This is a genomic window from Chryseobacterium sp. G0162 (assembly GCF_003815715.1).
In the GTDB taxonomy this organism is placed as follows: Bacteria; Bacteroidota; Bacteroidia; order Flavobacteriales; family Weeksellaceae; genus Chryseobacterium.
In genome coordinates this window covers 96045-121510 of record NZ_CP033922.1, presented here as the reverse complement: position 1 = coordinate 121510, position 25466 = coordinate 96045, and the positions used below count along the sequence as shown (strand labels likewise).

The window sequence follows — 25466 nt, the reverse complement described above, 5'->3', positions numbered from 1 at the left end:
TTATGTATCAGTTAAACTGGGATATCAATTTTAAAAATGAACAGGGAGATTGGAAATTAGGGATATTGGCAGAATGCGAAATCGAAAAATCTGTTAAAAACCTTTCCGATACTGCAACTATCATTTTGCCGGAAGCTCACATGAATAAGGTTCTGCGGGTGCAGGATTCAATCAAAAGAGGTGACCAGGTAACGATTAAACTTGGATATGATAGAGACCTGGTAACAGAGTTTGAAGGTTTTGTAAAAGAGATCATAACAAACGATAGCTCACTGAAAATAAAATGTGAAGATGCTTTATTTCTTTTCAGAAAAGGCGTACCAAATAAGCAGTTTAAAAGTGTAACGGTTTTACAGCTTGCACAATACCTGGTTAAAAATGTGGATCCTTCATATAAAATTGTCTGTGATTATAATATCGCTTATGATAAGTACACAATTTTTAAAGCCGAAGCGATCGACGTTTTAGCAAAGATCCAGGAAGAAACAGGAGCCGATATATTTTTCGACACCAAAAACAAGGAATTACACATACATCCGGCATACACCCGGAAAGGCGGCGAAGCTGATTATTCAATGCAACATAACATCGAAACCAGCTCAATGGAATATAAGTCCGCCGATGATAGAAAAATAGAAATTACAGTTGAATCTGTCGGTTTGGACGGGAAAACCATAAGTACAACTGTAGGACATGCCGGCGGTGAAAAGATCACAAAGAAGGTTGGAAGAATGTCGAAAAACGCAATTAAAATAATTGCTGATACGGAATATAAAAACCGGATGGCTCCGGGATATGAGGGTTCGTTTGATGCCTGGTTAATTCCTTACGTTGAACCTTCTTACACGATCGGGTATTATGATGCGGATTATCCTTCACGTGATGGAAGGTATTATGTAGAATCGGTAACTGTTAAATTCAGTGAAAGCGGTGGTATAAGATCAATTACACCATCAATAAAATTAAGTGTTTAAAATGGATAAACTATCACAATTAAGGGCAAATTTTCAAAAGATGGTCGGTGCTAATCCGAACTATCCGATTGATGGAATTGTAAGATCTATCCAGGGCGATACTTGTACGGTCGAAATTGACGGTTTGGAATTATCAGACGTAAGATTGAAAGCAACGGCCGACGGATCTGATACGCTTCTAATTGTTCCGGCTGTTGATTCTAATGTTTTACTGTTGTCTACCGATGGAAGTATCGACAATCTGACCGTAATAAAAGCCGACAAAGCTCAAAAAATCATTTTTAAAGAAAATGGTTTAGAGATCGAAATTGATAGTACAGATGGGAAAATTTCAATTAAAAATAATACTGTAAGCCTTTATGATCTTTTCCAAAAATCTACAGATATCAAAAAAAATATAAAGGTTTTTACAACGATGGGACCGAGTGGAAATGTTTTGCCGGATGTGTTGGCTAAAATAATTGACTTTGAAACATCATTTAAACAGCTTTTAAAATGAGTTTAGATACAGCAAAACAGGAAGCGATAAACGATTTCATTGCATTAATGGATGATATGTTAACGCGGGAACAGGATTCACGACAAGAATACGCAGAAAGGTTTATATCAATATTGATAAAGCTTATCAAAAAAGCGGAAATAAAATATAATAACGGCCTTACCGCCGGAAGTAACCCTGTTACAGGAACTTTTAATGGAGAATTGAAATGAAACGAAAAGATTATGGCATTCAGTACGCCGATGGAACTACAGAAAACGTTTTCATGCTCAATGTGGACGTTAAAAGAGATTCGCAGGGTAAAATTACAAGCGGCTTAACGCTTGGGCCTACATTGGAACAAAACATGGCTTCTTTGCTGGTTGCAGTTCCGGGAGATCTCAAACTGAATTTAGATGTCGGCGTAGGCTTATCGTCCGAACTTTTGGGCGAAGATCTTTTGGAATGTCGTCACAATATTAAAGAACAGTTTGCAAAAGATGGCTTAGTAGTTAAACATTTGGATTTGTATAACCTTAATAATTTTTCAATAGATGCCGAGTACGAATAAAAAACAACAAGGGCAAAACTTTTTAGATCTCATTGCTCAACAAGCTGGAAGCTTTGACCAGGTTGTAAACGCGGCGGTCTTAAATGATATGTCTTTAACGGAAGATATCGCCATAGGAATAGACGTAAAAAATGACAATGTATCTGATCAGGGTAATGTTAACCTATTCAGTAAAAAAAATAAACCTGCAACAGCTTTGCGGAATAGTGTTGAAGATATTTCAACGCAGGAAGGTATCGGGTATTGGATAATTGAAAAAACTTTTAAAGTAAGCTAATGGCACGAAGTATATCAGAAATTAAAAACAGCATGACATCTGCGTTCGTTTCTAACACAGCGATAAAAAACTGGTATGGGCTAACAGATACAGAAACTTTTGAAGATCAGTTTTCAATCGTATCGTTTGAGAATATTTTTTTTGATATCCTGGCATTAATTGCCTGGACTTTAGAATCAATTTTTGATGTTCATAAAAAAGAAACGGCGGATCTGATTTTAAACCAAAAGGTTCCAAACCTTTATTGGTATAGAAATTTGGCTTTGTCCTTTCAGTACGGGTTCAATTATGATCCGGTAAAACGTGAATTTATAAACGGATCTGCCACTGATGATCAGATTTTAGCATCTAAAGTGATCAAGTATGCAGCAGTTACCAGGACAAAGGTTGGTAATGATATTCTAATTTCAATGAAAGTCGCTACCGATGAAAACGGCGAAATTGTTCCTGTTTCTGATAATATCGGATTGGCATTCACTGGCTTTATTGAAAGGGCGCAAGCTGCCGGGGATAATATCGAAGTTGTAAACTTTTTACCGGATATCCTGAAAATTGATTTTAAGATCTGTTATGATCCTTTGATTCTTTTGGGTGATGGTTCCAGGATCCAGGATGGTACATTTCCAGTACAGGAAGCAATCAAGGTATTTTTAAAAAACCTTCCTTTCAACGGCGAATTATCTGTACAGAAACTTGAAGCTGCAATATTGAACGTAGAAGGCGTTTTGGATCTGCAAAATTTACAGGTTCAAAGCAGATGGATTGTTCCGGGCGTTGGTTACGGGGCTTTTCAGCCGATCGCAATTTCTAAAATTCCTACATCCGGTTATTTTAAAATAGACGATTGGAGCGGAATACAGTATATAATTTATAATCCGTCGTAATGAAAATATTTGATTTTGATGTCGAAAAATACGGCTTGCAACTGGTCCCACCTTTTTTAAGGGATCCCATATTTATGGCCTATGTCTTGGCTTTTGCAGCACCTTTGGTAGATCTATATCAAAAGTTTTTACAGAACCGGGAACAGAATCTGATAAAGCTAAAATTTAATTATCAGGTATGTTCATTAGAATATCGGTTGAATGATGCTTTTGATCCGCTGTTCCGAAGGATAAGGATTGGAAAAGCCGTCATATATAAAGGCGTTTATATTTATACAGAAGCCGAAATGGATCCTACAAATCCCGATTATTTCAGTGAAAGTTTAAACAATAAAATGAAGTGGTTAAAAGGTGACGAAAAACCTCTTTATCTGCGATCAGAATCGGAATTGTACAGCGTGTATGATTTCATCGTAGAAATACCCGATACCGGCATAAATCAAATACAATTACGTGCCGAAATAGATTTCTACATCCTTCAAAGTAAACAATATCAAATCGTAATTATTTAGAAATGAGATACAATTTTAATTTTTTACAAACAGGCGGTGTTCCTTTGACAAATGATTTAATGTCTTTGATCGAAGAGGCTTACGGGATCTTTGAAGCTCTTGGAGATCTTGCCGGGAATCTTACAATATTATCCGGGGGCGAAATTGTCGGTTCAAGTGTGAACCCTGGCATCGTAGCCATCGAAGGAAAACTATATTATTTTGAAGGTGGTCAAATATCATCAACCGTGTATATTCATACGGAAGAGATACAAAAAACCTTTCAAGATACATCAACAAAAACATTGATCTATAAGAAGACTGTAAAGTTCGGAACTGGATCTGTAACGTCGTACAATTGGAGCGACTTTGTGAAACTCGAAACACTAAAAGCTATTCAAATAAAAGTCAATAACAGTGTATCTATAAACGATTTCAACCAATTGAAAAACCGTGTTGAAGTGCTGGAACTTAAAACCGCGCCAATTATCAACGGCGGAATTGTTTGGGCTTGGTTTAAGCCGGTTGCAGATATTCCGGCAGGATGGAAAGAATGTACAGATATTCGGGGTAAAACCATTGTCGGCCTGGATCCTAACGATCCAGATTTTCTAAACTTAAAAGGAACATTAGGAGCGAAGAAACATACTTTAACAAGACCTGAACTTCCTGATTTTGGTATGAGCTTTCAACTTGGTTTAGAAAAGGTAGGTACAGGAAACCGTAACGCACTAAGTCGCCAGGGTGGTAATGAATATACACAATGGATTTCTTCGGGAGGAGCAAACCAGCCACACAACAATATACAGCCATCTATCATCGCATATTTTATAGAACCTAATTTTTAGAATTACCATGTCAAAACCGATAAATATTTTAAACGAGTGGTTTAAAACAGGAAAAAAACCAACACAGGAACAATTTTGGGAACTTATAGATTCTTTTTGGCATAAGGATTTATTTATTCCGATGGATAAAATAACCAATCTTGGTTCTACGCTTGAAAATAAAGTAGATAAGAGTATCTACGAAACTCATTTATCCAGCGACGATGCTCACAATGCAGTTTTAGCCAAAAAAGATGCTTCTAATCTAACCCCTGATAATATCATTGATTGGAAAACAGCGTTAGGGGTTGGTCAATTACCGGCAAACATTGCAACGGTAGACGACGGCGTTAATTCAGGAAATGTTTATACTAAAGATCAGTCCGATGAAAATTACATGCAGAACGCCGATTTTGTTGGCGCTGATGGAAAGATCTTATCATCAATGATCGAAGCTCTTGGATTAACGGAACTAATTTCTGTAACGGAAACGTCATTATCTGCATTTATGGCAAATAATGCTGCCTATCAATACGAGAAAAACGATTTTATTGCTATTCCAAACGGATCGGGTAATTATGCTTTGTACATCTATAATGGCGGATCTAAAACTGTATCTTCTAGCTACCTGCCTACCGGATTAACAAACATTACCATTGCGATGGTAGAAGGATTACAGGCTGCTCTAAATGGAAAAGTAGACCATCCAATCGGAACAGGTTCGTACATTTATCGCGTTGAACAAGGTATTAATCAATGGCGGCTGCTTTCTATTGCAAATAATTATCTTCCATATTTCAATGGAGCGGATTTTGTCCAGTCCATTGTTTATACTGATGGTACTAAACTAGGAGTAGGAACAGCAGCACCTACAGAAGTTTTACATCTTAATGGCAGACTACGAACAAAAGCAGCTGTTTTTGATGAAAATACAGAATTACTTCCTAATCAGATTACTTTAGCTAATCGTAGGTTTCATGGTGCAGATCTTACAGGTACACGCAGAATGTTTATGTACCGTGATTACGATGATTATTTAGCTCTTGTACAATCATTTACCGCAGCACAAAAAGAGTCCATAGGTACTGCATGGAATAGCCAGTATAGTAACGGTTCTTTAAACGTGTATAGTATTACACCAACTGTAATGAAAAACGATCACATTGTAAGATATCTTGTGTTGCAGGGGTTAAACTTAAATGTTAATCCTGCATCTACTTCCGTTAAGTTTATCCCGGTTGGTAATGCTTTGGGAGTTGGAGAAATTGACTGTTTAGGCTTTCAAACTTTTGCAGATGGTAAAAGTATGATTTTATCAGCCTATGGAGATTCTTTACCGGCGGGTATACAGTACAATATTGTTATTCGTACGACAAGCCCCACAGCACAAACACATAGAACAACAAGTTCCATTAATGTTGTAACGAATATTAACAGTATTGATGTGGGTGCTCTTGTTTGGCAGGCATTAGCATACACTCCAGGACAGGAAGGGGCAATCTTTACAACTAACGGAGGTCTTTTTGCCTACAGCTCATCTACTGATAATAAAGCGTATGCTTTAGAACCTAACTTATTTGTAGGTGCTATCAAGAGTAGTCAGATTTTTGCTGCAAACACAAATTTCTATCTTGAAATGAATATATCTCTTGGAATTACCGGGTCTAACGCAGCTTCTGATGTTAATGATTTCTATGGTTATTTAGGGCTTATTAACAACAGCTTACCTATTGCGCTGACTGATAATTCATTTTTAAGAGTTATTAATTCCAATTTCCGAAGTGGTGGTTATCAGGCCGTGATGGTTTACAATAATATCATTACCAATGCTAATAAAATAGAATTGGGCGGTACTTCCGTTCTCAATGCCAATATTATCATCATGAGGACAGGAAATATTTATACACAGTTTTTAACTGTTGGAAATACTATGATCGTACAATCAGCATCATCCACAACGGAAGCCGTTTCATTATCTCTTGCTGTGACCAATGGCACAACGAAGAAAACAATTAACGGTTCCATAGTACAAGCATTTACTTTCTAAATAATTTAATCATGAAAACAGAATTGATTTTAACCACAAATGATAAACAAATGATCGAAGCAATCAAAATGGTAAGTGATAATTGGCATGAATTGCCACTTCCTGACCATCCAGTTTTAACGCAATTTTCACGTAAACTTATAGTTTCGGGGTTCTCAAATCCTGATCTTGATCATCCGGAAGAGAGAATATATGTTTACGTTAAACAGGTTCTCACCCTTAAATCAACCAATGAGGTTTACAAAAGCATTGATATGAAGCCCTGGGAGATCTACGAATGGAACATGGAAGAGGTAATCAGGCCCGATGGTTCTGTAATGACCGGGATCCGGCAGACATTGGACGATGAAGGAAAAGTAATCGACGAAAAAGAAGAGATAGTAAAAGTACCATCAATTCAATACGTCCGTTTTCTGATCAAATCCAAAACGGTACATCTTACTGATGTTTTAGCACGTTTCATGGTTCAGTATCTTGAAAAATTTTCAAAAGAAATAAACGAGATCTAAACATGAAAACAGTATTAAAATTATTGCTTGAAATCCTTTTTATGATCATCGGAATACCGATTTTCTTAACACTTTTCATCGTGGGTATTTTTTACACTTTCGGAAAGCATGTAATAAAATGTGATTATTCTATTTCCAGGCAGTTCACGCCAATTTTAAGAAGCATCAATCTTGTTTTTGATGGCTTGGCTAATGCAGGAGCCGGCGAATTGTTGAACGATTCTTTTAAAATCAAAAACGATTTTGTCCGATATGGTAAATGGTATGAAACTATTTCCGCTATTACAGGCCTTGTAAAAATGTATGAGAAAGACACCTGGTTAAGGAGGTTTTTAAAGATTTTAGGTAAAAACCATTGTGAAGAATCTGTAACAGAAATGCAGGAATATTATTACAAGTATCTATTTACGAATAAGAAATGAAAAATTTATTAATACTTCTTTTACTCTTGCTGATCGGCGGCTGTACCGTTAGCAAGCATAAAACGAAAGATAAAAACGACACTTCAATCACTAATGAGGTTCAGAGTAACGAAAAAAGTTCCGTAAAGGAAAATTCAGTACAGCAGAATAATAAAAGCGATTCTACAGCATCAAATGCGAACTATAACATTGATAGAAGTAAAACCGCTACTCTTCAAAATTTCAGCCTTAAAAATAACGGTAAATGTGCAGATCCTGGTTCGACCAGGTATGTACAATTTACTGATGTTTTAGGTAATAAAACTTCTATACCGGTTAATGATAACTCAGATCTGAATTTCGGTAGTGAATCGGAAATAAAAAAGGAAGTCGAATCGCTGAAAACTGAAAATGTTAATCTAAAAAAAGAGATCGAAACACTGAAAAAGGATAAACAAGCCCTAACGGCAAAGCAAGCGGCCCAAAAATCCAATATCAGAGTAAAAGCAAGTAAAACGGACGTTGAAACGGAAAAGCATTCATTTTGGAGCTTTATTTTAGTTGGCGTTCTGTTTATTGTCGTATGGGAAACAATAAAAGGGATAATTAAAAAATATAGAAAATGATTTTTATTTCAGCAGGACATCACAACGCAGATCCGGGAGCCGTAGCAAACGGATTGCAAGAAAACAACCTAACTAAGGACGTGAGAAATCTAATTGTTCAGAATTTAGATCCTCAAAACACTAGTCAAGACAAAGATTTTGAAACCAATACCCAATACCAGCGTAGAATAAAGCCTGGCACTGGTTCTGTAGTATTCGACATCCATTTTAACGCTGGATCCGGCACTGCATCCGGGACCGAATGTTATGTAAATTCAGCAGATGCAAAAAATAAAGATTCTTTGTCATACAAGATGGCAGACGAAATATCTAAAACTGCATCCAAAATTTTAGGTATTCCGAATCGTGGGGTAAAAGCCGACAATCAAAGCCAACACAGCCGTATTGGCATTCTCAATCTTGGATCCGGGATATCTGTTTTATGGGAAGTTGCTTTTATCACTTCTACCAACGATATCCAGCAATTCAGCCAAAAGAAGGCAGTTTTAACGAAAGAAGTAGCAAGTATCTTGAAAAAGTACGATGCTTCGAAGTAAGCCGTTAAATCAGCTTTAAAAGCTAATTAAAACCAATTTAAAAGCCTTTCGATATGAAAGGCTTTTTGTGTGTTCGCGTGTTTTTTTTCTTTACATTTCGATTTCCGAAAATTTACGATTAGATTTGCCGATTATACAATAAAAATCGGTTAAAGGGTTTTTTAAAATATTATTTACATCATCAGGAAATATTAAGTATGAAACAGGAAAATGAAGGATTATAGGAAAAATAGATCATTATTGGAAAATAATTCCAACCCATCATACAACGTCTTATTCTGTTGATAAAATGATTTCTGATCATAAAACGGTTAAAGTTGTAACGGTAAGTAAGCATCATGAAAACTGGGAACAGATTTTTGAATGTCCTAACCTTGAAGAAATAAACCTGGATAATCCCAGCCAGGCACAGGTTCAAGCAATGAATGAATTTGGAGGCCTTAAAAGAGTAAGAATAAAACATTTTCGAGCTATCTCCGCTACAAAATATTCCTCAACTGAAAGCGCTGCATCTTGAGAAAATCTCCAGAAGGTTTCCAACTTTGAAGGATTACAAGGAATTAAAACTCTGAGATACCTTCACATTAGCGGAACTTTAGACTGGAAACAACCCATTGAAAATTTCACATTTTTAGAAGCACTTCCAGCACTTGAAATACTCAGTCTTATGTTTTTTCTTCTTAAGACTCCGTTCCCTGCTTTTAAACCTCTTGTAAGGCTGCAAAAGCTTTTGGAGATAAGAATACCCAGAGAAACATTAGATACAGCAGAATATGTCTTTTTAGAGATTGCTAAACCAATCGCAATAAAAGGGTTCGAAAATTAAACCTCATGGCCTTTGTATATTAATTATACTGATCAGGAATATGTAAGTTTATTGGGACAAGGAGAGGGAAGAATAAAGCTTAACCATCCTGAAATTCATGAGAAATTAGAGGCTTACCTGAAAAAATATGAAGACCATAAGGAAAATGCCAGAGAAATCATTCGGAATCTATAATGATTCAAAAGCATTGATAATTATATAATTAACTTTTATTTTATTGTTTATTTATCAATGTTTTTCTATTAAATATCTTTAAACTGATAAATATCATTACATTCTTATTTTTATTGATTCTAAATAAATATAAATTTGTCTCATAAAAATTAAGAATTCTATGAAAAAAATAACTACTCTTTCTGCTGTCGTTTTATTTGGGCTCGTAAGTGCTCAGTATTGCACTCCTACTTTTCAGTATGGTGCAGGAAGTAATATGATAAGCAATGTTACCTTTGGGAGTATCAACAATAATTCATCTACCAATTCATCCACAACACAAGAATATGAAGATTTTACTTCTTTTTCAACTGATCTGGTAGCTGGGAATGCATATCCGATATCAATAAAAGGTCCGTCAAGTACTTTTCCCAGTGATGTAATGGTTTATATTGATTTTAACGGAAATGGTAGCTTTGATGATGCGGGAGAGAGCTTTTATATTGGCAGACTGGAGGCAGCCAATCCGGCCAATGCTTTTACTATTGATAATACCATTACGATTCCGTCTACTGTGTCAGGGGGAAGTAAAAGAATGAGAGTGCTTAAAAATACAAATGTAATGGCGTATTCAGATCCGGGTGCTCAAAACTCTATCTCTTCTGCATGTGACTCCGGATTAAGAGCAGGCCAGACTGAAGATTATACAGTAAATATTCAGGGAAATAGCAACAGTTTTCCATTTCCATATTGTGGATCTGAAGGCATAACAAGCCTTACCGTAAGTGAAATAGGTAAGGTAGAATTTGCAGGAGTAGAAAATGAGAGCCCCGTTGATGGAAACTCAACCGTTATAGAAGATTTTACGGGAACCATTTTTAATGTCAGCCGTGGAAATGGATATCCCATAACCGTGACAGGAGGAACTCATGGACAAACAACAGTTTCTGCCTATGCTTATATCGATTTTAATCATAATAATCAATTTGATGCCGATGAAAAGTTTAATCTTGGATATCTGGACAATTCAAATCCAATTTCCGGTCATGAATCAGGAGTGACTTCAGAAACAATTACCATTCCAGCTAATGCGTTATTAGGAAATACACGTTTCAGACTGGTAAAAGCGTATGAGTCAAGCTCATGGATGGGAACGCTGGAAAATCTTCCATGTCCTTCAGGTTGGTTTATTGGCCAGGCAGAAGATTACACGATCAATGTACAACCGGAAAGCCTTTCCACAACAGAAGTTTCTAAGGATAAGTCTATTGAGGTGAAAGTATATCCAAATCCTACCTCCGGAAACGTATCCATCAGAATGAAAGAAAAGTTGGAAAAATATGAAGTTTATAACATATCAGGACAAAAACTTTCGGAAGGAAGCTCTGATACGGTGAATATGAACAGCTTTATTCCAGGAACTTATCTGATTAAAATACAGACAAAAGATAAAAAAGTAATTACTGAAAAGGTAATTAAAAAGTAAAACACATATCTAATCATATCCATATCAATTTTTGTTTTTTACCGGCAGATTATATCTGTCGGTTTTGTTTTGTAGATATTTCATCATATTGATAATGAGTTTTTTGTATTTTTGAAAATAGCTGCAGCTATTTCTTAACTATTCTTAGTGCCTTAAATATCTTAATGGTTCAGGTATTTTAATATTTTAAATATTCTATTTCTGTTCCAAAATATCCAGAAGATCCTGTTTTGAAAGCCCCTGAAATTTTGTTCCGTCTGTTTTAAGAAGGTTCTGAGCCAATAGCTTCTTCTTTTTCTGAAGGGTAAGGATTTTTTCTTCCACTGTATTGGAACAGATCATACGGACAGCAATGACGTTTTTAGTCTGTCCTATACGATAACTTCGGTCGATAGCCTGGTTTTCAGTTGCCGGATTCCACCATGGATCGATCAGGTAAATATAATCAGCTTGGGTAAGGTTAAGTCCCACACCACCAGCTTTTAGACTTATCAAAAACACCCTGATCTCTTCATTCTCCTGGAAGTTAGCTACTTTTTGGCCTCTGTCCTTAGTTTGGCCTGTAAGATATTCGAAAGGAATTCCGTGGTGCTCCAGTTCAGGCTTCAATAAATCCAGCATTCCTACAAACTGAGAGAAAACAAGGATTTTATGATCTTTCGATTTTCCAAGGATCTGTTCCATCAGAATTTCAATTTTAACGGCATTTTCTCCAGAGTATCCTTCTTTAATCAATACGGGAGAATTGCAGATCTGTCTGAGTCTTGTAAGACCTGTAAGAACGTGCATGCTGTTTTTATTGAGATCATCGTCATCATTGGCCGCAATAAATTCACGAAGCTCTTTTTCATAAGCATCATAAATCCTGCGTTGTTCGGTATTCATTTCACAATAAATTACAGTCTCTGTTTTCTCGGGAAGCTCTTTGGCTACTTGTTTCTTAGTTCTGCGGAGAATAAACGGCTTTATCTTCTGCTGAAGCTCCATAGCCCGTTTACTGTACTCAAATTTATCAATAGGAATGGCGTAAATATCTTTGAAATACTGTTTGCTGCCCAATAAGCCAGGGCATGCGAAAGAAAGCTGGCTGTAAAGATCGAAAGTGCTGTTTTCAACAGGAGTTCCGGTAAGTACAATTCTGTTCCTGGATTGAAGCAGGCGAGCTGCTTTATATCTTTCAGAATTAGGGTTCTTAATGGTCTGTGACTCATCAAGAAAAGTATAATTGAAATTAAAAGTTTTCAGAAAACGGATATCGGAAAGTAACATTCCGTAGCTGGTGAGAATAATCTCATAATCAGATAGGTGAGTGGTTGATTTTTGCCGATCCGGACCATAATGAACTAAAACTTTTATGGAAGGAGCAAACTTTCTGACTTCTTCCTGCCAGTTGAAAATCAGGGAAGTAGGAACTACTACCAGATTCGTGGTATGTCCTCGTTTTTCCCTTTGAGAAAGAATAAATGCAATGACTTGAAGGGTTTTTCCCAATCCCATATCATCGGCAAGACATCCACCGAAGTTGAAGTCATCAAGAAAATTAAGCCAGTTTAATCCTTCATGCTGATAATCTCTTAATTCAGCATTTAATTCCACAGGAATATTAACCTGAGGAATATTCTTACCGTGTGAAAACTGAGTGGAATAAGTCGTTATTTCATCCTGAATTTCAGTACTCAATATCTCTTTTTCAAAAAGAGAAGAGATTTCAGTAAAATTGATTTTCGGAATCTTTAGCAGCTCTTCATCAATTTCTCCAGCCTGAAAATAAGCGGCGATTTTGTCCATCCATTCTTCAGGAAGAATCCCGAGACTGCCATCATCCAGCTGGACGAATTTACTTTTATTACGGATGGTTCTGTGAAGCTGTTTTAAAGTGGCTTCTTTCTGTCCAAAACCTACTTTTAATTTTGCATTAAACCAATCCAGCCCACTCGTAATCTGAATATTAATCTTGGCACGATGGGGGTTAAGCTTATTGTTTTTCAGTTCATTAAAGCCTAAAATGATAATGCCTTCATTTCGCCATGCTTCAAATGCATTCAAGAACCAGTTATCATCAAGAAATTTATCTCTGTGCAGATAGAAATACTGATAACCATCCATCTGTTCTTCAAAATCAGGATGCTGCTGCATTACCAAAGAGGTAAAGCGGGCTTCCGAAGCATCATTTCGTTCTATTTTGAAAGGATTTCCATTCTGATCGGTATCAAAAATCTGCTTTCTGGAATATACAGGAACTTCTACCTGACCGTACTTCATGACAGGGGTAATTCCAATATAATTTTCCTGCTGACGAAGATAAATGACTCTTTCTATCTGGAATTTTTTTTCTTCAAGCTGTACTTTCGTTGCGCTTTGTATGTAGCTGTAATTGATATGAATATGTTCTTCTAAATTAGAGAGAATTTGCCGCATGAATTCCTCATATTTTGAAGAATGGATCAGCAAGATTTCGTTATTTGCCTTGAAAAACCTGATGATCCTAAGCATGTCAGGGTGGTCTATAAGGCTGAATGTGTTGCTGTTATATATAAAATATTCATTTCTGATTATCACATTTTTAAAAGGAACGGAAGAATCATTTAATAGCAGGCTTCCGGTAATTTCATAAAATGGATCTTTCTTAAATACAGAGAGTTGAACCTCTGTATTTAAAGTGTTAAGTGTAACAGGTGTAAGGGACTTTGCACAGACCGTTTCTGCGATTTCCCGATCATGATAGTATACCTCCAGATCGAGAGGATTTTTTACAATTAGTTTTAAGGCTTCCCATTCCGCAGCATTATACTCTTCATTGTAGTTGTTCTGAAAAGAAGAAATAGCAGTATAGAATTTTATGTCCAAAGGCTTTTCCGCTTTCCAAATCAATTGCATGGCATCTACGGCATTAACAGGATTTTTAATCTTACCGGTTTGGGTGATTTCAGCCTCCATGAGAGAAAATACCAAATGATTGTAGTAACGATGTTTACCGATGACCAATATTTGTTTTTTACCTGTTTCCTGTGCTGCCAGCTCATCCAGTTTAGAAGGGAGCTGGGGTAAAAGGTCTCGTTGGAACATTTGCTCATCCATAGGAAGCATTTCCTTGATTTTCGGAAGAATTTCAAGTTTCCCTTCTGTTAATTTCAGTTGAAAGTATTGGTCGAGATCCGGTTCATTTTCTAAACCATAGCCTTTGGCTTTAGATAGGAAGGTCTTTTTACGTAGAATTTCATCAAAGAAAATGCGGTATTTCTTTTCTTCCAGAATGCAATGGATGATTTCTGCCTGGTGAGCACAAAGCTGAGCTTTAGAATGATCACAAGTACAGCTACAAATCAACGAATTATTTATACGGCTTATAGTAACCATCGGAAAATCCTGAAGTGAAGAATCCTTTGTAAAGATTCCTGTATTATTTTCGATGGCAACAGGGTAAACTTTATGAAAGTCAGTGATTCCAATAAATGAACTTTCTGAGGTATGCTTTAGTAAATCATACACGGAAAGTGTACTGATATTGATGTTTTCAAGAATATATTCTGCCATAAAAATTACTCAAAGCAAACTTACAAAAAAACGATAAAATGAAAGGGCTCTTACAACTTTCAGACCTATAAAATATTTTTAATATAACAGTCTAACAATGTATCAGATTACTAAATTGAATATATTCATTTTGGCTACAGCTTGGTCCGTTTTGGCAACTCTTATCTTTTTTATGATGCTGAACTTTGTCCTGTAATTTTAAACAAGAAAAAATGAAAACAATTTTTATAACAGGGGCTTCTACAGGATTAGGTAAAGCAACTGCACAATTATTTCAACAGAAAGGATGGAAGGTAATTGCTACCATGAGAAACCCTGAAGCGGCTTCAGATCTTATTTCTCTGGATAATGTAACGGTACTTCCATTGGATGTTACTGATCCGGAACAAATACAGGCGGTTGTCAATCAATCATTGGAATTGGGGGATGTGGATGTTGTTTTTAACAATGCAGGGTATGGTCTTTTAGGACCTTTAGAAGCCTTGAGTGATGATCAGATTGTGAGGCAGCTGAATACAAATTTATTAGGTACGATTCGTGTTACTCAGGCGTTCACAAGTTATTTTAGAGAGAAAAAGAAAGGAATGTTTATTTCTACGACATCCATTGGAGGATTAATGGCTTTCCCTCTGAATTCAATTTATCATGCTACAAAATGGGCATTGGAGGGCTGGAGCGAAAGCATGGCTTTTGAATTGAATAGGTTCGGAATAGATATTAAAACGGTTTCGCCCGGAGGTATTAAAACTGATTTTGTAAGTCGCTCTCTGGATTCTGCAACGGGTCCTGCTTATGAAGAGATGATTAATTCTCTGTATTCTGTTATGGAAGGAATGATGGAAGCTGCTTCTACACCGGAACAAATTGCTGAAGTGGTGTATGAGGCTGCAACAGATGGCAAAAAGCAGTTAAGATATGTTGCAGGTGAGGATGCGAAGGCTTTTTATGCACAACGTCTGGAATTAGGTGCTGAAGCATTCAGAGAAGAATTAGGAAGACGGTTTAGTTAGTTATCTATGAGTTTTATAGGGCGCTTCATGAAAAAATGATAATTTTATAACATGGAAAAGAAAGAAAATTCTTTAATAAAAATTTCCTCAATATCGGAGTTACACAGTTTGTTGCAGCTTCCGGGACCGCTTCATCCATTAGTAAGTCTTATAGATAATGAAAAAATGAGCCTTGAAGAGGATTGGGCAGGAAGAAGTTTTATGTTTAATTTCTATAAAATTTCCTATAAATATTCTACAAGCGGGAAAATGGGATACGGACAAGGATATTATGATTTTAATGAAGGCGGAATGATGTTTACAGCTCCGGGGCAGATCCTTTCTCCTGAAGAGAATGCAGAATACTGTGGCTATACACTTTTGATACACCCGGATTTTATCAGAAACTATCCTTTAGCTCAAAATATAAAAAAACTTGGCTTTTTTTCTTATGATACAAATGAAGCCCTTCATTTGTCTGATCAGGAAAAGAAGATTATGCAAGGACTTTTGAACAGTATTAAAAATGAGCTGAATACTGCCATTGATGAAGTAAGTCAGGATGTGATTATTTCCTATACTGAAGTTCTCCTCAATTATAGCAATCGCTTTTATAAAAGACAGTTCATTACAAGAAAAGCTGTAAATAATGATTTGTTGAGCACAATGGAGAAAGTGCTGGAGGATTATTTTAATGATCAGAAAACATTGACAACCGGGCTTCCTACAGTGGATTTTTTGGCTTCGGAGCTCAATCTGTCACCTCATTATCTCAGCGATATGTTAAGAAATCTTACAGGACAGAATGCACAACAGCATATTCATGAAAAGTTGATTGAAAAAGCAAAGGAATATCTTACAGGTACTAATTTCTCAGTATCGGAAGTAGCGTATGCTTTAGGATTTGAACATCCACAATCTTTCAATAAATTATTTAAAAAGAAAACAGATCAAACCCCTTTAGGTTACAGACAGCTGTTTAATTAGATATACAATGCCCAGCCACTATGGCTGGGCATTCTTTTTAGTGCAATTGGTAGAAGGAATAAGGCTTTAGATAGATCATTAATTGTCATGAGAGTTTAGTTATTTATCTTTATGATGGGAAATATATAAGTATAACTAATCTTAAAATCAGCATAATATGAAAAAATTAAACTTTATCTTATTCCTAGTTGTCGGAATAGTATCCTATGCTCAGCCATCAATAACCAGAGCTGGAGTTGACCCTATTAACAGTACAATTAATTTAAAATCAGAAGATGTAAGCGGAACTTCTATTACTGCAGGTTCAGCGGGAGCAAATATTACCTGGGATTTTTCGATTTATACAGGAACTAATCCTGTTGCTTATACTACAAGAGTATGCCCTGGCCAATCTAATTGTTTCAGATTTCCAGGGGCAAACAGAATTACATCGCTGACCAATGTTGACAGCCACGACTTTGGTTCTATGACGGATACTGAGGCGACCATGCTGGGCTCTTATTCAGGGCCAGCGTTGGGAGATGTTACGGTTACCTATGTCAATCCTTTGATTGAGTATAAGTTTCCGGTTACTTATCTTCAACAGTTTGATGATACGTATGAATTTAACAGTGTTTCGACCGCCATTGGAAATACCAATGAAACGGGGCAGGTGAGTGTTAATGTAGATGGTTATGGTACTGTAATTACTCCAAGAGGAACTTATTCTAATGTGTTGAGAATAAAAAGAATGAGAACCGCCACACAGACTATTGCCAGTTCACCAACGCCTATTACAGCCACATATACCAACGAATCTTATCAATGGGTAAGTCAGACTGATGGTATGGTGTTTAGTTTTGCCATCAATACTTTTGTATTCAATGGGGTTACAAATGTATCAAAATCGGTATCTTATCTTGATACTGCAGTATTGTCAACTGTGGATCCGGATAGCCAAAAAAGAGAGATTTCTGTCTATCCAAACCCAAGTACAGATTTTATTACAATAACGTCAAAAGAGGACCTTAAAAAGATCACAGTGAGCTCTTTGGAAGGTAAAACTGTTATAACTAAGGGAAGTTCCGGAAATATTGATGTTTCAAAACTTCCAACAGGAATTTATATTCTTCAGGGAGAATTGAAGAATGGAACTGTTGTTTCAAAGAAAATTATTAAAAAGTAAATGAGTTGTTGATATGGAATCAGACGTAGAAGAACTTGAATTTTACGTCTGATCTTTTATTTATCAGAAGATTCCTTTTCTCTGATGAGTGTCTCAATTTTCTGTTTTGCGGCCTCCCATTCATCATCCAGGATACTGTAATAGGCTGCATTTCTTGTGGGCTCTAAATTACAAAATAATAAAACTGGTTTGGTCCACAATATAGTTCACTGTAGTTTAGAAAAGAATGGCCACGAATGCACGAATTTTTATTTGCAGGTATGTAATACTATAGGTAATAAAGCTTATCCTTTATAGGTTCTATGAGCAAAGTCCCAATATAATATTTCATCTGCTCCTTCTGTGATATTGTAAGGTGAAGATGTTGTAATATACTCTACACATATAATACTGTCCTTTTTGAATATAATGCCCTGAATACCTCCTTTACCCTGTATTATTATCGTTTTATCGACGTTTATTTTTGGATAGGTAAATGAAAGCACTTTTCCATGACTTCGGATAAATTTAGAAGGTGCATTGGCTATGATTTTTCCTGAAAGAAAATATTTTTTAGAGTTAGTATTTATTTCCGTCTTTCCATTCTTATCAATAAGCTCTATTAAGGTTCCGTTAATTACTGTGGTATCCGTAACGATACTTTCGTTTGTTTTCTCAGAACTGTTAGAATACTTTGGCACATCTTTCTTTTTAGAACAAGAAACACTCATCGTTAATACACTTGCAATTATTAAAAATTTTCCCATAGCTTTTATGTTAGTTGCCAGAACCATAATTCTTTCCAATCGCTAGAAAAATATACAGTTTCTCCTCCTTTTAATTCTGAACCATTCCAAATATCAATATGATCTGTTGCTCCCCAGCCATCTTTAAAAAAAATTATGCCTTTATTTTTCCAAAAATTAGTATGATTTAATTGAGGGTAATTTTTTCTTTCATACATTTTTCTGTGCCCGAAAATTTCAGGGGGGGCATGAATCCAGTTCGCTAGTTCTTGTGCTCTTAAAATGTGTCTAAAACCATCTGAATGAGACATCCAGCACTTTGCACCAGCAAAAGAAGATAAGTTGACACCAGATGTATTTAGAGCTATGCTCATGCGTATAGCATATTGATTTGGAAATTCACTTCTATCACATGGATAAACACCTTTGCCCGGATAGTTTTTCCAAAATGTTAAAGTATAATGTTGGATTCATATTTGCGTTTTACATAAATATATGAATTATATTTTTAAAGTGAATCAATTTTTTGATAATGTATTCTAGCCTTTTATTTTCAACCTCTGTTTTATTTTTTAATCCTGTAATTTTCCCTGTACGCATTGGCTGTAATACCTGTACAACGTCTGAAATAGCGGCAAAATAGGGAAGAGTCTACAAACTGTAACTGATTGCTGATTTCTTTAATGGAAAATGAGGTTGTTTTGAGAAGTTCTTCAGCCTGTTTTATCACCCTATAGCTTATCCATTGCTTGATAGGCTTCCCGGTTTCTTTTTTGATTAAACTGCTTAAATACTGTGGGGAAAGATGCAATTGATCAGAATAAAATAATACACTTCTTTCCAGATGTCCATGTTGATTCAGGAGTTCAAAAAAATGATGTATAATATCCTGGCTTCTGGTTTGTAAAAGACTGTTGTTTTTAATGACAGGCAAATAGAGTTTTGAAACCAGTTCCAGAAGGGCGTAGAGCAGATACTGTACAGATTCTAGGGTACTTTCTTCCTTGGTTTTAGAATGGTACTCCTGAATTAATTTTACAGTAGACCAAATGAGCTTTTTGGCCGGGGATTCAACTTTTATAGCCGGATTGAATTTGATTTCATCACTGGCCAGAAGAACGGTCAGGAAACTATAAGTACTGATGAAATCCAGAGAAATAAAAAATACGGATAATTCAAGATCATCACTGCCGGAAATATCTCCAAGGTCTGTATCAGGTAATAGCATGATGATAGAATAGGACGGTATGTGAAAAGGAAGTGTATTGGCTTGAAGATCCAATATGCCGTTTGAAACGAAACAAAGTAAAAGTTTATTGAGGTTTTTTGCTTTGGCATGAAATTCAGAGAGGCTGTTTACCGTGTATTTTTCAATATATAATCCTTCAAAATTGGGCTTGATCTCTATCATGATACAGTTGGATTTCTCCTTACAATGGTTAATAATTTTACCAGTGGGGTTTTCTGCGATCAAAGGTAAGTAGTTAATTTTTCTTTTTGAAAGGCTTGTTTAAAATGGAATATAAAATATCAAAAATGGAATGTATTTTATTCGCTAAGTGTTACTAACTTCGCAAACGGAAATTTTAATCAAACACTGTTTTAATGCACGATAGAGAATTATTCAATGCGAAAATGCCTACGGCCTGTTTTTTACTTTTCTTTGCTCATGGGCTTGTGTTCTCATCATGGGCCAGCCGGATTCCCATTATTAAAGATGCTCTTTCTATCAATGAAGCACAGCTTGGAACTCTTTTGCTTCTGATGCCGATAGGTCAGCTTTCTACAATGATGTTATCCGGAAAATTAATCAGCAGATATGGAAGCAGCAGGATTATTAAAAGTTGTTTTTTATTATATCCGGGCTTTCTTTTACTGATTGGTCTTTCTCCATCTTACTGGATTTTAGCTGCCGTTCTGTTTTTCTTTGGGGTTACAGGAAATCTTTGCAATATTGCGGTCAATACGCAGGCTATTGAAATAGAATCTATTACCAAAAGGACATTATTGTCCTCTTATCATGGAGCCTGGTGCTTTGCTGGGCTGATAGGAGCATTATTGGGAATGCTAGCCATTAATCTGCATGTAGAAACGTTTCATCATTTTGTTCTTACTTTCATCCTTGTCACACTGATCTGGATGTATAGCAGAAACAATCTTACCAATAGTATTCATAAAGCTGAACCACAAACACAGTCCATTTTTAAATCTGTAAATCCCACGTTGGTTGGGTTAGGAATTATTGGGTTTTTAAGTATGGCCATTGAAGGAGCAATGTTTGACTGGAGTGGAGTTTACTTTCAAACGATTGTGAAGGCACCGGAAAATCTTGTTATATTGGGATATACAAGTTTTATCTTAATGATGACTTTAGGAAGGTTTATTGGAAACAGGATCATTGAAAAATTGGGGAAAAGAATGGTATTACAGTTCTGTGGGATATTAATGAGTATCGGACTTTTCCTGAGTGTTTTCCTTCCAGAGTTATGGATTTGTATCATTGCATTCATGATTATCGGGCTTGGAGCTTCTTTAAGTGTACCATCGGTGTATAGTACCATCGGAAAGGTGAATACGGTAGCACCAAGTATTGCTTTATCATTTGTATCCAGTATTTCATTCTTAGGCTTTTTGATAGGACCTCCATTAATTGGATATATTGCAGAAGGTTTTGACCTCAGATATTCTTTCGGACTTTTTGCCTGCTTTGGAATTTTATTGAGTATTATGGCTGGGAAAATGAAGGTATTTAAAAATAACAAGTAATCATTATTAAAAATAAAACGGACTGTTAGGAAAAACAGTCCGTTTACTTTTTTACATCCAGGTTTCTACAAGGTTGAACCAGAATGCTTTTTCTTGGTTAAGCAAAAAAACGGCTGAAGCTTTTCGTATGTTTGCGATTCCTTCTGTTGTCTGAATTTCAGTGTATGTAGCCAGACCATGATGTTCAGAGCAGTGAATTTCTATATTTTCAATCTGTACACGACGATCCGGGAACTTTCCAAAAACGGTAGGAAGCCATTCTGAAAACATGGCTAAGGTTGCAGAATTTCCGTCACCATTAATCATTTTAAATTCGGGAGAGAACCCTGCAAGAATTTTGTTGAATAAAACATCCTGATTCTCTTCATTTCCCTGAAACCATTTTTCAATATTTTCACAGAAGTCTTTTAATTCTGCATTGATTTTTTCTTTGTTATTCATAAGATTTAAAATTTATAATATATTTTGTTGTTGATGAAAATTAAGCATGAATATATTTACGGAGTTTGCCGTTTATCAGTATCCCTATGATTTGAACAGCTCCGATCATAAAAATTGCTATTGCAAAAGCATTTGAAAATCCCAGTATATGAATCATATTAAAAAATAAGGTTCCAATAACAGCTCCTCCAACTACACTGCCTACCTGTATTCCTATGCTTATTAAACCTGAAGCCTGTCCGGCTTTTTCTTTGGTGGTAAAGGTAATAGCAGTTCGCATCATAACCGGCATAATAGTCCCGTGACCTAATCCCGCTATAAACAGGGTAATATGGGTAATAAAAGAAGGTTTTTGCTGAAAATAGAAGCACATTGCACTGAGAATAAACCCACTCATTAATAATCCCAAACCAATATAGATCATTGTATAAGTGGGAAGGTTTATTTTGGATACCATCAATGGTCCCAGGAAAAAGGCAACCCCGTAAGGAACTATAGCTAATCCCGTTTGTAGGGAACTCTGATGAAAAAATTCCTGGAGATAATAGGGATAGCAGATAAATAATCCTGAGGTAAAATTGTAAAAAAAGAGAATTACAAGGCTTAATGCAAAAGGTTGATGCTTTAAAAGCGTTGGATCTATAAGGACAGGCCGGTTATTTTTTAATAGATACATTTCATATCTGATAAAAGCAACTAATAAAGATATTCCTGATATCATAATGGCAAATATCCACCATACCCATTGATATTTCTGTCCAAAAATAAGAGGGCATATCAACATAAGCAGAGCAAGAATCAACAATAACGAACCTTTAAAATCAATTCCTGAATTATGTTCTTGGTGGCTGTTATCCATTGTAAAATGAACGCCTATAATACAAATGATGGTGATAGGGACATTCACAAGAAATACCAGTTCCCAGGAAAAGCTTCCCCAATGCATGCTGAGCAATAGACCTCCAAGTAATTGCCCGATGACAGAGGCCAGCCCAAATACTGAACTAAATAGACTTATTGCTTTAGGCTGTTCTTTACTACTAAAGAGGACTTTTATGGAGGCTAAAACCTGTGGGGCAAGTAATGAAGCTCCAACTCCCTGAAATAATCTTGCGATAATCAGCCATAGGACCGTAGGAGAAAAAGCGCACGCCAGAGAAGACAATAAAAAAGTATACAATCCCCATGTGAAAATCTTCTTGCGTCCATAAAGATCACCCAGTCGTCCACCACATACTACTAAGGCTCCATAAGTAAGTCCGTAAATAGCAATAACCATTTGAAGCTGGTGGTCACTGGCTTTAAAAGCATTTTTTATGGAAGGTAAAGCCATATTCACAATAAAATAATCCAGTGGGGAAAGGAAAGCTCCGGCAATCAGGAAATGGAGGGCCTGCCATCGTTTCGGATAAGTGTTCATATTTTTTTATGCAAAAATAACCTCCTTGTGTTCTGGTAAAATTGTACTTTTGGAGGAAAATATAGTGTGTACAGATGAAAGGACTCCATCTTGAAGGGATTAAAGTGAAAGAAACAAAGCTAAAAGGAGAAACTGTTTTTAAGACAACTTCTTTTCTTTCATTTGTTTATATTGTAAAGGGAAAAGGAAATCTGCTGTATGATGATCGTTATATTGATTTTACAGCAGGGAAGCTTTTTATTATTCCTCAACAGGAATCTTACCGTTTTGAAAGTGAAAATGCTGAGGTAATTGCCATAGAATGTCCTATTGAGTTTATTGATAAGATCCGCCTTGAAGCAGATCGCATTGAAAGTTGTGAAAACCTGTACAAGTTGCAATATATCAGCAATAACTATCATGCCCGTGCCGGGTGTGTATTCCGTAATACGAATGATGAAGATTTTGCGAAGACATTGATTAAGCAAATTGCGTTTGAATTCAGAAACAAGGCAGAGGATTATCTCATCATTCGTAACTGCATTTCAATTCTGCTTAATCTTATAGCCAGAAATATCATTCAAAGCGAAACTTCAGATTTGCAAGAGAATAGAAAAGCTTTTTCTATTATGAAGATCATTGCCTATATTCAAAAACATATAAAGGATAGGGAAAAGACCGGAATTCAAACGATTGCAGAGCATTTTGGGATTTCCGGAAATTATTTCGGGGAATATTTTAAACAACAGACTGGAATTTCCTATCAGGATTATTTACTGGATTATCGACTTAAACTGGTGGAAACTTATTTGAAATACAGCAGTATAAGACTGAGTGAGATTGCTTATGAGCTACAGTTTAGTGATGAGAGCCATCTTTCCAAGCTCTTTAAAAAGTATAGAGGTATTACTCCCGGTGAATATAGAAAGATGAATAAATAGAAGGCTCTCTTAAAAACAATTTCTTTGCTTTTGTAAGGTGTTGATTTATTAAATTTTAAATTTTTTGCAATATTAACATAGTGAACTATATAGTTGACTATATATTTTTATATATTTACATCAAAGATTTTTAAAATGGATTTTGACTTTATTAAAGAATTAGGATACAAAGCATTAGACAGTAGGTTAAAAAGAATCAGTGACCGGATGTCTCATGATGTCAGAAAGTTTTACAAAGAGTTTGGAATTGATGTGGAGCCTAACTGGTATCTTATTTTTATGTTGTTGCAAAAGAAAGGAGAGATTTCCATTACAGATATTGCAGAACCCTTGGGATATTCTCATCCTTCTGTAGTAGTTATTGTAAAGAAAATGACAGAAAAGGGGTATCTGATGATTAAAAAAGATAAAGAAGATAAACGTAAACAAATGATTTCATTATCTCCTAAAGCTCTGGAGATGCTGCCCAAATTGGAACACGTTTGGGACAGCTGTGAAAAGGCCATTTTAAAATTATTATCAGAAGATTTATCTATTCTTTCTTACCTCAACACTATAGATCATGGATTAAAAGATGAATCTTTCCACGATCGCTTCAAACGGGAATACTTAAAAACAATACAATCATGAAACTATTTTTTCTCATTACCGCATTACTTTTTTCTAACCTTGTGATTTCTGCCACCGAAACTAAAGTGATGATAAGAGCAAAAGCTAAGGATGCTAAATTTATCGGAAGTTCATTGGGGGGCGCTCATATCATTGTCCGAAATAAACTAAATCAACGAATTTTATCAGAAGGAAAAACGACCGGAAGCACTGGAAATACTGATCTGATAATGAAAACACCTAAAACGAGAGGCCATTCCATTACTGACGATCAAACAGGAGGGTTTGTAGCAACCATTGATATTGATGAACCTACATTTGTTACCATAGAAGTTATTTCCCCTTTAAATAACAGACAGGCACAGGCTGTGGTAAGTACTGAATTATGGCTGATTCCGGGAAAAAATATTTTAGGAGAAGGAATTATTCTTGAAATTCCCGGCTATATTATTGATATTTTAAAGCCAAGAACCCATCAATATATTGCATTAAATACCATTAAAGACAAACCTTTTGTGTTTCAGGCGAATATTGTAATGATGTGCGGATGCGTGATTGAAAAGGGCGGAGTCTGGAATTCTGATGAGATTGAAGTAAAAGGAATTCTTAAAAAAGACGGAAAATTTGTTAAGAATATTGACATGTCTTGGGTGTCTACGAATTTATTTGAAGGAAACCATACCCTCAATACTCCGGGAAATTATGAACTTACATTATATGCTTATCATGAGAAAACCGGTAATACCGGAGTAGATAAGGTAAATTATGTAGTTTTTGAATAAGATAACATCTTGTCGTGGTGTTATCTGTAAGATTTTTGTCTG

General features: G+C 35.8%; 29 protein-coding genes. 23 read left to right on the top strand and 6 right to left on the bottom strand.

Annotated features, from left to right (window positions below):
• Positions 1-2: 2 nt before the first annotated feature.
• From EG344_RS00570 to EG344_RS00500, 16 genes are all read left to right on the top strand, one after another.
• Entirely contained in the window at positions 3-974 is a 972-nt protein-coding gene (locus EG344_RS00570) for a hypothetical protein (protein ID WP_123907806.1), read from the top strand.
• Position 975: 1 nt separating this feature from the next.
• Positions 976-1473, top strand: coding sequence for a hypothetical protein (locus EG344_RS00565; RefSeq protein WP_123907805.1), 498 nt, complete (start codon positions 976-978; stop codon positions 1471-1473).
• The gene (locus tag EG344_RS00560; protein WP_123907804.1) at positions 1470-1685 is read left to right on the top strand and encodes a hypothetical protein; all 216 of its coding nucleotides are present in this window, start codon (positions 1470-1472) and stop codon (positions 1683-1685) included. The genes EG344_RS00565 and EG344_RS00560 overlap by 4 nt, the downstream gene beginning before the upstream one ends.
• A complete protein-coding gene (locus EG344_RS00555) occupies positions 1682-2023 on the top strand; it encodes a hypothetical protein (protein ID WP_123842107.1) in 342 nt (113 codons plus the stop codon). The genes EG344_RS00560 and EG344_RS00555 overlap by 4 nt, the downstream gene beginning before the upstream one ends.
• Positions 2007-2300, top strand: coding sequence for a hypothetical protein (locus EG344_RS00550; RefSeq protein ID WP_123907803.1), 294 nt, complete (start codon positions 2007-2009; stop codon positions 2298-2300). The genes EG344_RS00555 and EG344_RS00550 overlap by 17 nt, the downstream gene beginning before the upstream one ends.
• A complete protein-coding gene (locus tag EG344_RS00545) occupies positions 2300-3184 on the top strand; it encodes a hypothetical protein (protein WP_123907802.1) in 885 nt (294 codons plus the stop codon). The genes EG344_RS00550 and EG344_RS00545 overlap by 1 nt, the downstream gene beginning before the upstream one ends.
• Positions 3184-3696, top strand: a complete 513-nt coding sequence (locus EG344_RS00540) for a hypothetical protein (protein WP_123907801.1) — start codon at positions 3184-3186, stop codon at positions 3694-3696. Before EG344_RS00545 ends, EG344_RS00540 begins: the two co-directional genes overlap by 1 nt.
• A gap of 2 nt (positions 3697-3698) precedes the next feature.
• Positions 3699-4523, top strand: a complete 825-nt coding sequence (locus EG344_RS00535) for a phage baseplate protein (protein ID WP_123907800.1) — start codon at positions 3699-3701, stop codon at positions 4521-4523.
• Positions 4524-4530: 7 nt separating this feature from the next.
• Positions 4531-6549, top strand: coding sequence for a hypothetical protein (locus EG344_RS00530; RefSeq protein ID WP_123907799.1), 2019 nt, complete (start codon positions 4531-4533; stop codon positions 6547-6549).
• 11 nt (positions 6550-6560) lie between these two features.
• Positions 6561-7058 (top strand): hypothetical protein, encoded by a 498-nt coding sequence (locus tag EG344_RS00525; RefSeq protein WP_123907798.1) that lies wholly within the window; start codon positions 6561-6563, stop codon positions 7056-7058.
• 2 nt (positions 7059-7060) lie between these two features.
• Positions 7061-7480, top strand: coding sequence for a hypothetical protein (locus tag EG344_RS00520; RefSeq protein ID WP_123907797.1), 420 nt, complete (start codon positions 7061-7063; stop codon positions 7478-7480).
• On the top strand, positions 7477-8085 hold the full coding sequence (locus EG344_RS00515; protein WP_123907796.1) for a hypothetical protein: 609 nt from the start codon (positions 7477-7479) through the stop codon (positions 8083-8085). The genes EG344_RS00520 and EG344_RS00515 overlap by 4 nt, the downstream gene beginning before the upstream one ends.
• Positions 8082-8621 (top strand): N-acetylmuramoyl-L-alanine amidase, encoded by a 540-nt coding sequence (locus tag EG344_RS00510; protein ID WP_123907795.1) that lies wholly within the window; start codon positions 8082-8084, stop codon positions 8619-8621. Before EG344_RS00515 ends, EG344_RS00510 begins: the two co-directional genes overlap by 4 nt.
• Before the next feature lie 289 nt (positions 8622-8910).
• Positions 8911-9138, top strand: coding sequence for a hypothetical protein (locus EG344_RS00505; RefSeq protein WP_123907794.1), 228 nt, complete (start codon positions 8911-8913; stop codon positions 9136-9138).
• Between the two features lie 321 nt (positions 9139-9459).
• A complete protein-coding gene (locus EG344_RS23695; RefSeq protein ID WP_164464364.1) occupies positions 9460-9621 on the top strand; it encodes a hypothetical protein in 162 nt (53 codons plus the stop codon).
• 160 nt (positions 9622-9781) lie between these two features.
• Positions 9782-11086, top strand: coding sequence for a T9SS type A sorting domain-containing protein (locus EG344_RS00500; RefSeq protein WP_123907793.1), 1305 nt, complete (start codon positions 9782-9784; stop codon positions 11084-11086).
• A gap of 195 nt (positions 11087-11281) precedes the next feature.
• On the opposite strand, the gene EG344_RS00495 is transcribed toward EG344_RS00500, so the two are convergent.
• Entirely contained in the window at positions 11282-14620 is a 3339-nt protein-coding gene (locus tag EG344_RS00495) for a DEAD/DEAH box helicase (protein ID WP_123907792.1), read from the bottom strand.
• Between the two features lie 212 nt (positions 14621-14832).
• Here EG344_RS00495 and EG344_RS00490 point away from each other — a divergent pair, with 212 nt between their 5' ends.
• The 3 genes from EG344_RS00490 (at position 14833) to EG344_RS00480 (ending at position 17761) form a co-directional block, all read left to right on the top strand.
• Positions 14833-15630 carry an SDR family oxidoreductase gene (locus EG344_RS00490; protein WP_123907791.1) on the top strand — a complete coding sequence of 266 codons (798 nt, stop codon included), beginning with the start codon at positions 14833-14835 and terminating at the stop codon, positions 15628-15630.
• 51 nt (positions 15631-15681) lie between these two features.
• Positions 15682-16596 (top strand): helix-turn-helix domain-containing protein, encoded by a 915-nt coding sequence (locus tag EG344_RS00485; RefSeq protein ID WP_123907790.1) that lies wholly within the window; start codon positions 15682-15684, stop codon positions 16594-16596.
• A gap of 157 nt (positions 16597-16753) precedes the next feature.
• Positions 16754-17761 (top strand): T9SS type A sorting domain-containing protein, encoded by a 1008-nt coding sequence (locus tag EG344_RS00480; RefSeq protein ID WP_123907789.1) that lies wholly within the window; start codon positions 16754-16756, stop codon positions 17759-17761.
• A 284-nt stretch (positions 17762-18045) separates the two neighbouring features.
• Here EG344_RS00480 and EG344_RS00475 read toward each other — a convergent pair whose 3' ends face one another.
• From EG344_RS00475 to EG344_RS00465, 3 genes are all read right to left on the bottom strand, one after another.
• Positions 18046-18507, bottom strand: coding sequence for a hypothetical protein (locus EG344_RS00475; RefSeq protein WP_123907788.1), 462 nt, complete (start codon positions 18505-18507; stop codon positions 18046-18048).
• Positions 18508-18512: 5 nt separating this feature from the next.
• Positions 18513-18860 (bottom strand): T6SS effector amidase Tae4 family protein, encoded by a 348-nt coding sequence (locus tag EG344_RS00470; RefSeq protein ID WP_123907787.1) that lies wholly within the window; start codon positions 18858-18860, stop codon positions 18513-18515.
• A gap of 191 nt (positions 18861-19051) precedes the next feature.
• Positions 19052-19897, bottom strand: coding sequence for a helix-turn-helix domain-containing protein (locus tag EG344_RS00465; protein WP_228412822.1), 846 nt, complete (start codon positions 19895-19897; stop codon positions 19052-19054).
• Positions 19898-20091: 194 nt separating this feature from the next.
• On the opposite strand from EG344_RS00465, the gene EG344_RS00460 reads away from it, so the two are divergent.
• On the top strand, positions 20092-21252 hold the full coding sequence (locus EG344_RS00460; RefSeq protein WP_123907786.1) for an MFS transporter: 1161 nt from the start codon (positions 20092-20094) through the stop codon (positions 21250-21252).
• A gap of 51 nt (positions 21253-21303) precedes the next feature.
• Here the strand turns inward: EG344_RS00460 and EG344_RS00455 are convergent, their stop codons facing one another.
• Together EG344_RS00455 and EG344_RS00450 are read right to left on the bottom strand one after the other, a co-directional pair.
• Positions 21304-21693, bottom strand: a complete 390-nt coding sequence (locus tag EG344_RS00455) for a hypothetical protein (RefSeq protein ID WP_123907785.1) — start codon at positions 21691-21693, stop codon at positions 21304-21306.
• Between the two features lie 40 nt (positions 21694-21733).
• Positions 21734-23113: an MFS transporter gene (locus EG344_RS00450; protein WP_123907784.1), complete on the bottom strand. Its 1380-nt coding sequence runs from the start codon at positions 23111-23113 to the stop codon at positions 21734-21736.
• A gap of 74 nt (positions 23114-23187) precedes the next feature.
• On the opposite strand from EG344_RS00450, the gene EG344_RS00445 reads away from it, so the two are divergent.
• From EG344_RS00445 to EG344_RS00435, 3 genes are all read left to right on the top strand, one after another.
• The gene (locus EG344_RS00445; protein ID WP_123907783.1) at positions 23188-24033 is read left to right on the top strand and encodes an AraC family transcriptional regulator; all 846 of its coding nucleotides are present in this window, start codon (positions 23188-23190) and stop codon (positions 24031-24033) included.
• 135 nt (positions 24034-24168) lie between these two features.
• Positions 24169-24663, top strand: a complete 495-nt coding sequence (locus EG344_RS00440) for a MarR family winged helix-turn-helix transcriptional regulator (RefSeq protein ID WP_123907782.1) — start codon at positions 24169-24171, stop codon at positions 24661-24663.
• Entirely contained in the window at positions 24660-25424 is a 765-nt protein-coding gene (locus tag EG344_RS00435; RefSeq protein ID WP_123907781.1) for a hypothetical protein, read from the top strand. The genes EG344_RS00440 and EG344_RS00435 overlap by 4 nt, the downstream gene beginning before the upstream one ends.
• The last annotated feature ends 42 nt before the right edge of the window (positions 25425-25466 follow it).

What these genes read in the sequence shown, in the direction of transcription:
- EG344_RS00455 (WP_123907785.1), bottom strand. Translation starts at nt 21,693, where the DNA reads ATGAATAACAAAGAAAAAATCAATGCAGAATTAAAAGACTTCTGTGAA.
- EG344_RS00555 (WP_123842107.1), top strand. Translation starts at nt 1,682, where the DNA reads ATGAAACGAAAAGATTATGGCATTCAGTACGCCGATGGAACTACAGAA.
- EG344_RS00535 (WP_123907800.1), top strand. Translation starts at nt 3,699, where the DNA reads ATGAGATACAATTTTAATTTTTTACAAACAGGCGGTGTTCCTTTGACA.
- EG344_RS00550 (WP_123907803.1), top strand. Translation starts at nt 2,007, where the DNA reads ATGCCGAGTACGAATAAAAAACAACAAGGGCAAAACTTTTTAGATCTC.
- EG344_RS00530 (WP_123907799.1), top strand. Translation starts at nt 4,531, where the DNA reads ATGTCAAAACCGATAAATATTTTAAACGAGTGGTTTAAAACAGGAAAA.
- EG344_RS00560 (WP_123907804.1), top strand. Translation starts at nt 1,470, where the DNA reads ATGAGTTTAGATACAGCAAAACAGGAAGCGATAAACGATTTCATTGCA.
- EG344_RS00480 (WP_123907789.1), top strand. Translation starts at nt 16,754, where the DNA reads ATGAAAAAATTAAACTTTATCTTATTCCTAGTTGTCGGAATAGTATCC.
- EG344_RS00565 (WP_123907805.1), top strand. Translation starts at nt 976, where the DNA reads ATGGATAAACTATCACAATTAAGGGCAAATTTTCAAAAGATGGTCGGT.
- EG344_RS00435 (WP_123907781.1), top strand. Translation starts at nt 24,660, where the DNA reads ATGAAACTATTTTTTCTCATTACCGCATTACTTTTTTCTAACCTTGTG.
- EG344_RS00545 (WP_123907802.1), top strand. Translation starts at nt 2,300, where the DNA reads ATGGCACGAAGTATATCAGAAATTAAAAACAGCATGACATCTGCGTTC.
- EG344_RS00510 (WP_123907795.1), top strand. Translation starts at nt 8,082, where the DNA reads ATGATTTTTATTTCAGCAGGACATCACAACGCAGATCCGGGAGCCGTA.
- EG344_RS00505 (WP_123907794.1), top strand. Translation starts at nt 8,911, where the DNA reads ATGATTTCTGATCATAAAACGGTTAAAGTTGTAACGGTAAGTAAGCAT.
- EG344_RS00515 (WP_123907796.1), top strand. Translation starts at nt 7,477, where the DNA reads ATGAAAAATTTATTAATACTTCTTTTACTCTTGCTGATCGGCGGCTGT.
- EG344_RS00440 (WP_123907782.1), top strand. Translation starts at nt 24,169, where the DNA reads ATGGATTTTGACTTTATTAAAGAATTAGGATACAAAGCATTAGACAGT.
- EG344_RS00450 (WP_123907784.1), bottom strand. Translation starts at nt 23,113, where the DNA reads ATGAACACTTATCCGAAACGATGGCAGGCCCTCCATTTCCTGATTGCC.
- EG344_RS00570 (WP_123907806.1), top strand. Translation starts at nt 3, where the DNA reads ATGTATCAGTTAAACTGGGATATCAATTTTAAAAATGAACAGGGAGAT.
- EG344_RS00490 (WP_123907791.1), top strand. Translation starts at nt 14,833, where the DNA reads ATGAAAACAATTTTTATAACAGGGGCTTCTACAGGATTAGGTAAAGCA.
- EG344_RS00485 (WP_123907790.1), top strand. Translation starts at nt 15,682, where the DNA reads ATGGAAAAGAAAGAAAATTCTTTAATAAAAATTTCCTCAATATCGGAG.
- EG344_RS00465 (WP_228412822.1), bottom strand. Translation starts at nt 19,897, where the DNA reads ATGATAGAGATCAAGCCCAATTTTGAAGGATTATATATTGAAAAATAC.
- EG344_RS00540 (WP_123907801.1), top strand. Translation starts at nt 3,184, where the DNA reads ATGAAAATATTTGATTTTGATGTCGAAAAATACGGCTTGCAACTGGTC.
- EG344_RS00500 (WP_123907793.1), top strand. Translation starts at nt 9,782, where the DNA reads ATGAAAAAAATAACTACTCTTTCTGCTGTCGTTTTATTTGGGCTCGTA.
- EG344_RS00495 (WP_123907792.1), bottom strand. Translation starts at nt 14,620, where the DNA reads ATGGCAGAATATATTCTTGAAAACATCAATATCAGTACACTTTCCGTG.
- EG344_RS00520 (WP_123907797.1), top strand. Translation starts at nt 7,061, where the DNA reads ATGAAAACAGTATTAAAATTATTGCTTGAAATCCTTTTTATGATCATC.
- EG344_RS00470 (WP_123907787.1), bottom strand. Translation starts at nt 18,860, where the DNA reads ATGAGCATAGCTCTAAATACATCTGGTGTCAACTTATCTTCTTTTGCT.
- EG344_RS00525 (WP_123907798.1), top strand. Translation starts at nt 6,561, where the DNA reads ATGAAAACAGAATTGATTTTAACCACAAATGATAAACAAATGATCGAA.
- EG344_RS00460 (WP_123907786.1), top strand. Translation starts at nt 20,092, where the DNA reads ATGCACGATAGAGAATTATTCAATGCGAAAATGCCTACGGCCTGTTTT.
- EG344_RS00445 (WP_123907783.1), top strand. Translation starts at nt 23,188, where the DNA reads ATGAAAGGACTCCATCTTGAAGGGATTAAAGTGAAAGAAACAAAGCTA.
- EG344_RS00475 (WP_123907788.1), bottom strand. Translation starts at nt 18,507, where the DNA reads ATGGGAAAATTTTTAATAATTGCAAGTGTATTAACGATGAGTGTTTCT.